The 9,946-nt window shown below is 69.9% G+C and carries 9 protein-coding genes; 7 read left to right on the forward strand and 2 right to left on the reverse strand.

Features of this window, described 5'->3' with window-relative positions; translation table 11 throughout:
- Positions 1-87: 87 nt before the first annotated feature.
- Entirely contained in the window at positions 88-786 is a 699-nt protein-coding gene (gene lexA / locus E1200_RS26475) for a transcriptional repressor LexA (protein ID WP_131954791.1), read from the reverse strand.
- A gap of 240 nt (positions 787-1,026) precedes the next feature.
- Here lexA and E1200_RS33980 point away from each other — a divergent pair, with 240 nt between their 5' ends.
- From E1200_RS33980 to E1200_RS26490, 3 genes are all read left to right on the forward strand, one after another.
- Entirely contained in the window at positions 1,027-1,290 is a 264-nt protein-coding gene (locus tag E1200_RS33980; RefSeq protein WP_165950466.1) for a LysM peptidoglycan-binding domain-containing protein, read from the forward strand.
- A 434-nt stretch (positions 1,291-1,724) separates the two neighbouring features.
- Complete coding sequence (nrdR, locus tag E1200_RS26485; protein WP_131954793.1) at positions 1,725-2,198, forward strand: transcriptional regulator NrdR; 474 nt, start codon at positions 1,725-1,727, stop codon at positions 2,196-2,198.
- A 120-nt stretch (positions 2,199-2,318) separates the two neighbouring features.
- Positions 2,319-6,197 (forward strand): vitamin B12-dependent ribonucleotide reductase, encoded by a 3,879-nt coding sequence (locus E1200_RS26490; protein WP_131954794.1) that lies wholly within the window; start codon positions 2,319-2,321, stop codon positions 6,195-6,197.
- A gap of 87 nt (positions 6,198-6,284) precedes the next feature.
- Here the strand turns inward: E1200_RS26490 and E1200_RS26495 are convergent, their stop codons facing one another.
- A complete protein-coding gene (locus tag E1200_RS26495) occupies positions 6,285-7,028 on the reverse strand; it encodes a DoxX family protein (RefSeq protein WP_131954795.1) in 744 nt (247 codons plus the stop codon).
- Positions 7,029-7,224: 196 nt separating this feature from the next.
- On the opposite strand from E1200_RS26495, the gene E1200_RS26500 reads away from it, so the two are divergent.
- The 4 genes from E1200_RS26500 to E1200_RS26515 all read left to right on the forward strand — a co-directional run.
- The gene (locus E1200_RS26500) at positions 7,225-7,683 is read left to right on the forward strand and encodes a helix-turn-helix domain-containing protein (protein WP_207933558.1); all 459 of its coding nucleotides are present in this window, start codon (positions 7,225-7,227) and stop codon (positions 7,681-7,683) included.
- Positions 7,676-8,044, forward strand: coding sequence for a DUF4180 domain-containing protein (locus E1200_RS26505; protein WP_131954796.1), 369 nt, complete (start codon positions 7,676-7,678; stop codon positions 8,042-8,044). Before E1200_RS26500 ends, E1200_RS26505 begins: the two co-directional genes overlap by 8 nt.
- Positions 8,045-8,107: 63 nt before the next feature.
- Positions 8,108-9,157 (forward strand): biotin/lipoate A/B protein ligase family protein, encoded by a 1,050-nt coding sequence (locus E1200_RS26510; RefSeq protein WP_131954797.1) that lies wholly within the window; start codon positions 8,108-8,110, stop codon positions 9,155-9,157.
- Between the two features lie 119 nt (positions 9,158-9,276).
- A partial coding sequence (locus E1200_RS26515; protein WP_131954798.1) for a TerD family protein occupies positions 9,277-9,946 on the forward strand: 670 nt, incomplete at its 3' end.

Raw genomic sequence — 9,946 nt, forward strand, 5'->3', positions numbered from 1 at the left:
GGGTGGGTCAGCGTAGGTCTGTTCGCGGGTTGATCACCCAGTGGTTCCTCCACGGTGCCGGGGTGGTGGATCAGGCCGGCGGTGCGGTCACATCTTGCGGAGGACCGCCACGACGCGTCCGAGGATCGAGGCGTCGTCGCCGGCGATCGGCTCGTAGGCGGAGTTCTGCGGCATCAGCCAGATGTGCCCGTCGCGCCGCTTGAACGTCTTCACGGTGGCCTCGCCGTCGATCATGGCGGCGACGATGTCGCCCTGCTCGGCCACCGGCTGCTGGCGCACGACGACCCAGTCGCCGTCGGCGATCGCGACATCGATCATCGAGTCGCCGGTGACCTTCAGCAGGAAGTGCGTGCCCTCGCCGACGAGCTGCTTGGGCAGCGTGAACACGTCCTCCACGGCCTCCTCGGCCAGGATCGGGCCACCGGCGGCGATCCGGCCGACGAGCGGCACATAGGCGGGCGCGGGCCGCGCCGTGGCCGGCTGCGCGCCCTGCGCCTCGAAGGTGTCGTCGTCCGTGCGCACGGGGGTGGCGCCCGGCACCCGGACCTCCACGGCGCGCGGCCGGTTCGGGTCGCGGCGCAGGAAGCCCTTGCGCTGCAGCGAGCGGAGCTGGTGCGACACGCTGGAGGTGCTGGTCAGCCCCACGGCCTCGCCGATCTCGCGCATCGACGGCGGGTAGCCCCGGCGCTGGACCGAGTCGCGGATCACCTCCAGCACCATGCGCTGCCGCTGGGTCAGGCCGGTCTCGTCCATGGGCCCGTCGGGCAGCTCCCGGACCTTGCTCATCGCTAGTCGCCTCCCGGGCGCCTCGAACAGTCACTCGTTGTCATGGAACGCTATCGCGTCCGGACCCGATGATCAAACAATTGTTCGAAGATGCCCTCGCTTTTTGCCGATCTCCCCTGTAGAACATCGTACAGACGTTCGATCGAAAATGCATTCGACGTCGAGGAGGAGGAGATGTCGGGTTCACCGCACAGTGACCGGCCCCCGATCCGGCTGACTCGCCGCGGCCGCGGAGCATTGGTGTGCTTCGCCGCGGCCGTCACCCTCGTCTCGCTCTGGCTCACCGCAGGTTCCGGCGCCCTGGCCGGCGGACGAGAGGACCGCGCCCCGGTCGCCCATGAAACCGTCGTCGTCAAACCCGGCGAGACCGTCTGGGAGATCGCCGTCGACGCGGACCCGGACGATGATCCTCAACTCGTCGTCCAGCGCATCCTGGACCTGAACGGCATGGGCGGCGACCCGACCGTCCGGCCGGGCCAGCAACTCCGCCTCCCCGCCGACTGAACCGCGCCACCGCGCCGCGCCACCACGCCGCGCCGCCGGCGTCCCCTCCCTTTCGTGTCCCGGTGGCGCTCCCGCAGCGGTCTGCGGGCCCGCCAGGCCCCGCCTGCGGCGGGTTTGCGACGTTTCGGGCGGTGTTGTTGCGGGCCTGCGGGGTGCGCTGTTGAGGGTGGGGAGGCGGCTGACCAGGGAATCCTTCGCGGTTGCGTGGCGTGGTGTGGACGGCGTGTGGCGACACGCCCGGGTGGGTGGAGAGACGCCTTGCGTGACCTGGGGGGACGGGGTGATGTGACCCGTGAGGCGTCCGATCAGGTTGCGTACGTCTGCGGCGGGCCGTACGGTTGCACCACAACATCTAGTAGTCACATCGATGTGCTTCACCTATATATGGCGATGTTCGGCGGTGTGAAGCGTTTTAGCCAGGGAAGGGATCGGACGTGCACTGCCCGTTCTGCCGCAACCCTGACACCAAAGTGATCGACAGCCGCTCCACCGACGACGGGGGTGCCATTAGGCGCCGCCGGTCGTGCGCCGAATGCGGCAAGCGATTCACGACGCAGGAGAATGTGCTCGTGATGGTGGCCAAGCGCAGCGGGGTCACCGAGCCGTTCTCCCGGGAAAAGATCATCGCCGGTGTGCGCAGGGCCTGCCAGGGCCGTCCGGTCGACGAGGATGCGCTCGCGAAGCTGGGGCAGCGGGTCGAAGAGGAGATCAGATCCTCCGGCTCCGCGGAAATCCCCTCGCACGAGATCGGCCTCGCGATCCTGGGGCCGCTCGGCGAACTCGATGAGGTCGCCTATCTGCGATTCGCCTCGGTCTACCGGAGCTTCGAGTCGCTGGACGACTTCGCCAAGGAGATCGAAACACTGCGGAAGGCCGGTTCCTCGGGGGAGCCCGGCCCGTCCCGGTAGGGGACGGGCTCAAGAAGCACAGACACCACATGTAAAGCGCCTCCGCGCGGGCATGCCCGGCGCGGTGGCGGGGTTGTTCCTGAACAGGGCCCGGCGGGAGGGCCCGAGAGGGGGAAGGTCATGACGGAGACGGTGAGCGGCTCGGCGGCGCGGCGCGGCAAGGGGGGCCGCAAAGGGCTGAAGGCCGAGCGCATCTTCACCACGCCCGGCGTGCATCCGTACGACGAACTGCGCTGGGAACGTCGTGACGTCGTCATGACCAACTGGCGCGACGGCTCGGTGAACTTCGAGCAGCGCGGCGTCGAGTTCCCCGACTTCTGGTCGCTGAACGCCGTCAACATCGTCACGTCCAAGTACTTCCGCGGCGCGGTCGGCACGCCGCAGCGCGAATGGAGCCTCAAGCAGCTCGTCGACCGCGTCGTCGGCATGTACGTGAAGACGGGCCGCGAGCAGGGCTACTTCGCCTCCGACGAGGACGCCGAGATCTTCGAGCACGAACTGAAGTACGCCCTCGTCCACCAGATGTTCAGCTTCAACTCCCCGGTCTGGTTCAACGTCGGAACCAAATCCCCGCAGCAGGTGTCGGCGTGCCTTCCCTACGAGTCGCTCGTGAGCACTCCGGCCGGTCTCATTCCCATCGGCAAGCTCGTTGAGGACGACGCCGTCGGCACGAAGGTCTATGACGCCACCGGCCTCACCCGGATCGTCGCGACGAAGGCGAACGGTGTCCGGGACGTTCTGCGAATCCACACCAAGGCCGGCTACACGCTCGACGTCACCCCGGACCACCTTGTCTGGCGGGCGAGCGACCAGAAGCACGGCGCCTTCGTGCCCGCCGGCGAGCTGAAGCCCGGCGACAAGCTCGAATGGCACCGGCGGGACGCCTTCGGCGAGGCGGAGATCACGTCACGGGAGTTCGCCGAGGCCGCGCTCGCGGGCTGGCTGCAGTCCGACGGTTTCGTGGGGCGCTATGAGACCGGGACGAACCGCTCGCTCACCATCGAGGCCATGACGGTGACCGACGCTGAACGGGAGTGGGTCGGACGTCACCTGAACGTCGTCTTCCCCGACGTTCATCGCCACGAGCGCACCGTGGAGACGCAGGACACGACCCTCGACTGCCGACGCACCAGGCTCTACGGAGAGGTGCTGAAGGAGTACGTCGAAGAGTGGGGGCTACTGGCCCGCGGGGTCGACATGGTGGTTCCCGAGCGGCTCTTCACCGCTCCGCTGCCCATCGTCGCCGCGTACCTCCGCAGTGTCTTCCAGGCCGAGGGGTTCGTCTCCGCACGCGCGTCCTCGACGGTCGTCGAGGTCGACATGGTCTCCGAAGGGCTGATCCGGGGCATGCAGCGTCTCCTGCTGCGCTTCGGCATCTTCGCGAGGGTGGGGTTCAAGGCGGACGCGCGGCCGGACCGGCACGGCTGCTGGACCCTGCGCATCCAGAACGCGGGAGACCGCCGCATCTTCGCCGACGAGATCGGGTTCATCGACCCGGCCAAGGCGCTCAAGCTCCACCAGGGGTTCGAAAAGCCGGGCCGCCCGGCCCTTCCGACCAAGCGGCTGGAGATCGCCGAGATCGAGGAACTCGGTGCGATGGAGGTCTATGACATCCAGACCGAGAGCAGCGAGTTCCTCTGCGACAACATCCGCGTGCACAACTGCTTCATCCTGTCGGTGGACGACACGATGGAGTCGATTCTGGACTGGTACAAGGAAGAGGGCGTCATCTTCAAGGGCGGCTCCGGTGCCGGCCTGAACCTGTCGCGCATCCGGTCCAGCAAGGAGCTGCTCTCGTCCGGGGGGACGGCCAGCGGGCCCGTCTCGTTCATGCGCGGTGCCGACGCGTCCGCCGGGACGATCAAGTCGGGCGGGGCGACCCGGCGGGCCGCCAAGATGGTCGTGCTGGACGTGGACCACCCCGACGTCGGGGAGTTCATCGAGACCAAGGCGCGCGAGGAGGACAAGATCCGCGCGCTGCGGGACGCCGGGTTCGACATGGACCTCGGCGGCAAGGACATCGGCAGCGTCCAGTACCAGAACGCCAACAACTCCGTGCGGGTGTCGGACGAGTTCATGCGGGCCGTCGAGTCGGACGGCGAGTTCGCGCTGCGCGCCCGGATGACCGGCGAGGTCGTGGAGACCGTCCGCGCCAAGGACCTGTTCCGGCTGATGGCCAAGGCCGCGTGGGAGTGCGCCGACCCCGGCATCCAGTACGACGACACGATCAACGACTGGCACACCAACCCGGAGACCGGGCGCATCACCGCGAGCAACCCGTGCTCGGAGTACATGAGCCTGGACAACTCGTCCTGCAACCTGGCGAGCATCAACCTGCTGAAGTTCCTCACGGACGCGGGGACGTTCGACGTCGCCAGGTTCGTCAAGCTCACCGAGCTGATCATCACGGCGATGGACATCTCGATCACCTTCGCCGACTTCCCCACCGAGAAGATCGCGGAGACGACCCGCGACTACCGGCAGCTCGGCATCGGGTACGCCAACCTCGGCGCGCTGCTGATGGCGACCGGCCACGCCTACGACTCCGAGGGCGGCCGGACGCTCGCCGCGGCGATCACGTCGCTGATGACCGGTGTCGCCTACCGCCGGTCCGCCGAGATGGCCGGCGTTGTCGGCCCGTACGCCGGCTACGCCCGCAACGCCGAGGGCCACAACCGCGTCATGCGCAAGCACGCCGCCGCCAACGACGGCATCCGCACGATGCACGAGATGGACAAGTCGATCCACACCGCGGCCGCGAAGCAGTGGCGGGAGTGCCTGAAGGTCGGCGAGCGGAACGGCTACCGAAACGCCCAAGCTTCGCTTTTGGCGCCTACCGGAACTATCGGGCTGATGATGGACTGCGATACCACCGGTATCGAGCCCGACCTGGCGCTGATGAAGTTCAAGAAGCTCGTCGGCGGCGGGTCCATGCAGATCGTCAACCACACGGTGCCGCGCGCGCTGGAGCAGCTCGGCTACCCGCAGGAGCAGATCGAGGCGATCGTCGAGTACATCGCCGAGCACGGGCACGTCGTGGACGCCCCCGGCCTGCGGCCCGAGCACTACGAAGTGTTCGACTGCGCGATGGGCGAGCGGGCGATCAGCCCGATGGGGCACGTCCGGATGATGGCGGCCGTCCAGCCGTTCCTGTCGGGCGCCATTAGCAAAACGGTCAATATGCCAGAGAAGGCGACAATCGAGGACATCGAGCGGGTGTACTTCGAGGGGTGGCGGCTCGGGCTGAAGGCCCTGGCGATCTACCGCGACAACTGCAAGGTGGGTCAGCCGCTGTCGGCCGCGGGCAAGAAGGAGGAGGAGAAGCCGGAACCGGCGACGCCGCGTCCCGTCCGCCGGCGGCTGCCGAAGCAGCGGCCCGCGACCGTGACCCGCTTCTCCGTGGCCGGGGCCGAGGGGTACATGACGGCGTCGTCCTACCCGGACGACGGGGTCGGCGAGGTGTTCCTCAAGCTCGGCAAGCAGGGCTCCACGCTGGCCGGCGTGATGGACGCCTTCTCGATGGCCATCTCCATCAGCCTCCAGTACGGCGTCCCGCTGGAGACGTGGGTGGAGAAGTTCACCAACATGCGGTTCGAGCCCGCCGGCATGACCGACGACCCGGACATCCGCATGGCGACGTCGGTGATGGACTACATCTTCCGCCGGCTGGCGCTGGACCACCTGCCGTACGAGGAGCGCGCGGGGCTCGGCATCCTGACCGCAGGAGAGCGCGCGATGCAGGCCAACGGCGAGGACCCGGCGGCCCTGCACGGCGACGAGGTCGACCACGAGTCGCTGGCCCAGTCCGCCGAGATCACCAGGCCGGCGGCGTCGGCCGCGGCCCCGGCGGACGAGGCGCGGTCGTCCATGGAGATCATCGAGAGCCGCGAGGGCCGGACGGCGGACGCGCCGCTGTGCCTGACCTGCGGCACGAAGATGCGGCCCGCGGGCAGCTGCTACGTGTGCGAGGGCTGCGGCTCCACCAGCGGCTGCAGCTGAGGTACGTGCCGGGTCCGGTCGTCGTGACCGGGCCCGGGTGAGCGCTCGCGGAGAGGGGATCGGCTTCGGCCGGTCCCCTTTCCGTTCTCAGGTGGTGGCGTCGTCGTCCGTGGCGGTGGGGCGCTTGATCGGCTGGGTGCGGGACGTGCGGCGCCGCTGGTTCTTGCGGCCGGCGACCAGCACGTCGTCCTCGGCGGCGTCCTCCGGCTTGTCGGACGTTTCCGGCTTGCCGGGAGCGCTGGGGGTGTCGGGTTCCTTGACGGGTTCCTTGGCGGGTTCCGGGGTGGGCGCCCGGTCCTTGGCGGGACGCGGGGAGCGCGGCTTCTTCACCGGTTTGGTCTCGGCCGCGCGGAGGGACGCCACGAAGCTTGCGGCGTCCTCCTCGTCGCCGTCGTCCTCCGGGGTCCGCGCCCGCTTGCCCAGGATCCACTGGTCGGCGGTGAGTCGGCCGCCGCCGCCCGCGGCGAACAGCAGGCTGATCATGCCGAGGGCGAGGACGAGCTCGTAGCCGTTCTGGACGTTCTGGCCGTCCACCATGAACAGGCCCCGGTCCGCGTGGACGAAGATGAACGCGCCGGCCATGTCCAGGAAGAGCAGGGCGCCGGTGATGGGCAGCCCGAGCCCGGCGATCAGCGCGGCGCCGCCGAGGAGTTCGACGAACGCGGAGTAGACGGCGGCGGCGGTCGGCAGCGGGACGCCGAGGTCGTCGAACGATCGGCTCGTCGCGGTGACGCCGGCCTCGATCTTCTGCCAGCCGTGCGCCATGAACACGACGCCCACGCCGAGTCGCGCGAGGACCGCCGCGATGTCGTAGAGCGGCCTTGTCCGCATGCCATCGACTCCTTCGGGGGGATTTCGGCCCGGTGTCCGACGGAGAGTATGACGTCGGCCGGTCGGGTCGCGCGAACATACCAGGTGAAGTGCGGCGGGGAGGCGTCAATGGGACAGATCACCCCCGATGCGATAGTGGTCGCTGACCTTCCCTAAAGGTATCTATCGCTCTCTAGTAAGGGTAGGATAGGGAGCGATGGATGAGAAAATGTACGCGGTCGAGGAGGTGGCGGAGCTCCTCGGGCTGCACGTGCGCACCGTGCGGGGCTACATCCGCGCCGGCCGGCTCAAGGCGGTGCGGATCGGCAAGCAGTACCGGATCGCCCAGGCGGACCTGGACGAGCTGACCGGACGCGCCAAACCCGCCCAGGCCGCCCCCGAAGGCGCACCGCAGGTGGAGGTGTCGAGCATCGTCCAGGTCGACGGCATCGACCGCGCCGGGGCCGACCGGCTCGGCACGCTCCTGCTGGCGGGGGTGAACACCGGCGACCCGTCCCATCAGCTGCGCGTGCAGACGGTCCACGACCGGGAGCGGAGCCGCCTCAAGATCGTGGTTCTGGGCGGTGCCGCCGCGACCGCCGATGTGCTGCGGCTGCTCGACGCGGTGCTCGGCGACGACAACGGACTGCTCGTCCGGGAGGATGATGATGGCTGACGTCATGCAGGAGCGCGCCGGCGTGCAGGTGATGATGTGCGACCCGGCCGGGCCGCCGGTCGCGACCGGCGACGACGCGCTCGACCTGATCGGTGCGGCGTTCCTCGGCGCCGAGATGGTGGCCCTGCCCGCGAGCCGCCTGGCCCCGGACTTCTTCTCCCTCGGCACCCGCTTCGCGGGCGAGGTGATGCAGAAGTTCGTCAACTACCGGCTGCGGCTCGCCGTCGTCGGGGACATCTCCGAGCACCTGGCCGCGAGCTCGGCGCTGCGGGCGCTCGTCCGGGAGTCCAACGCGTCCGATCACGTGTGGTTCGTCCCTGACCTGGAGGCGCTCGACGCGCGGCTGCGGGCGGTCGCCTGACCGGCGGCCGGGCGCCGGCCGGCGCGGAATCACGGGCGCCCGGCCGGGGTTGGCACGTGTGTGATGCACGGTGAGTACAAGGTTCCCGGTGGCAAGCTCGTCGTCGCGGACATCGAGGTCGTGGACGGCCTGCTGCGCAGGCCGAGGATCAGCGGCGACTTCTTCCTGGAGCCCGACGAGGCGCTGGACGCCGTCAACGGAGTCCTGGACGGCCTGCCGGCGAAGCTGGACGCCAAGGCGATCGGCGCCCGCGTCGAGGCGGCGCTGCCGCGCGGCACGGTCATGCTGGGGATCACCGCCGAGGCCGTGGGCATCGCGGTGCGGCGGGCGCTGGTGCGGGCGTCGGACTGGCGCGAGCACGACTGGCACCTGGTCCACGAGCCGGCGCAGGAACCCGCGCTGCACATGGCGCTCGACCAGGTCCTCGCGGAGGAGGTCGGCGCGGGCCGGCGGCCGCCGACGCTGCGGGTGTGGGAGTGGGCGTCGCCCGCGGTGGTCATCGGCAGCTTCCAATCGCTGCGCAACGAGGTCGACGCCGAGGCGGCCGACCGGTACGGGATCACCGTGGTGCGGCGCATCAGCGGCGGCGGGGCGATGTTCATCGAGCCCGGCAACACGATCACGTACTCGCTGTACGCGCCGGACACGCTGGTGGCGGGCATGTCGTTCGCGGAGAGCTACGCGTTCCTGGACGACTGGGTGCTCGGCGCGCTCGGCGAACTCGGGGTCAGGGCGTGGTACCAGCCGCTGAACGACATCACGTCCGACCACGGCAAGATCGCGGGTGCGGCGCAGAAGCGGCTGGCCTCGGGCGTCGTCCTGCACCACGTGACGATGGCGTACGACATCGACGCCGAGAAGATGACACGGGTGCTGCGGATCGGCCGGGAGAAGATCTCCGACCGGGGCATCGCCAGCGCGGTCAAGCGCGTCGACCCGCTGCGCCGCCAGACGGGCCTGCCGAGGGAGCAGGTCATCGACCGCATGATCGGGCACTTCCGCGGCCGCTACGGGCTGACCGGCGACCGGGTGACCGAGGACGAGCTGCGCCTCGCGGGCAAGTACGTCGCCGACAAGTTCAGCACCCCCGAGTGGACCGCCCGCGTCCCCTGAGCGCGAGGCCCGCCCGGAACTCCGGGGCCGCTCCCACGCGTCTTTCCTCACGCGGCAGGTCGCGGGGCCGCCGTGCCTGGCCGTAGGTTGGGGACACCGATCGATGATGAGGAGCGTGCATGTCGCTGCAGAAGGGCGCCAACACCGCGGTGCCGGTTCCCTCGGTCCGGGTCGAGCTCGGCTGGCAGAGCGGCCCGGGCGTGCCCGACGCGGACGCGTCGGCGCTCCTGCTGACCGAATCCGGCCGGGTGCGTTCCGACGACGACTTCGTCTTCTACAACCAGCCCGCGCACGGCTCGGGCGCGGTGCGCCATGAGGGCAAGCAGCAGGGGCCGACCGTCCTGGACGTCCTCTCGGTCGACCTGAACCGGGTCGAGCCCGCGATCGAGAAGATCGTCATCGCGGCGTCGTGCGACGGCGGGACGTTCGGCCAGTTCCAGGGCCTGTACGTGCGGGTGGTGGACGCGGCGGGCGGCGCGGAGGTCGCCCGGTTCGACAGCGCCGGGGCGACCAGCGAGACGGCGTTCGTGCTCGGTGAGCTCTACCGGCGCCAGGGGGCGTGGAAGTTCCGCGCGGTCGGGCAGGGCTACGACTCGGGGCTCGCCGGCCTGGCCACCGACTACGGCATCTCGGTCGACGACCCGGGCCCGCAGGCGCCTCCGCCGCCCCAGCAGCCCATGGCGCCGCCCGCGCCTCCGCAGCCGCAGGCGCCTCCGCCGGGCCAGTACGCGCCGCCCCCGCCCGGGCAGTACGCGCCGCCACCTCCTCCCGGCCAGTACGCTCCGCCGC

Source organism: Actinomadura sp. GC306 (genome assembly GCF_004348665.1).
Classification (GTDB): domain Bacteria; phylum Actinomycetota; class Actinomycetes; order Streptosporangiales; family Streptosporangiaceae; genus Spirillospora.

What these genes read in the sequence shown, in the direction of transcription:
- lexA (WP_131954791.1), bottom strand. Translation starts at nt 786, where the DNA reads ATGAGCAAGGTCCGGGAGCTGCCCGACGGGCCCATGGACGAGACCGGC.
- E1200_RS26490 (WP_131954794.1), top strand. Translation starts at nt 2,319, where the DNA reads ATGACGGAGACGGTGAGCGGCTCGGCGGCGCGGCGCGGCAAGGGGGGC.
- E1200_RS26495 (WP_131954795.1), bottom strand. Translation starts at nt 7,028, where the DNA reads ATGCGGACAAGGCCGCTCTACGACATCGCGGCGGTCCTCGCGCGACTC.
- E1200_RS26500 (WP_207933558.1), top strand. Translation starts at nt 7,225, where the DNA reads ATGGATGAGAAAATGTACGCGGTCGAGGAGGTGGCGGAGCTCCTCGGG.
- E1200_RS26505 (WP_131954796.1), top strand. Translation starts at nt 7,676, where the DNA reads ATGGCTGACGTCATGCAGGAGCGCGCCGGCGTGCAGGTGATGATGTGC.
- E1200_RS26510 (WP_131954797.1), top strand. Translation starts at nt 8,108, where the DNA reads ATGCACGGTGAGTACAAGGTTCCCGGTGGCAAGCTCGTCGTCGCGGAC.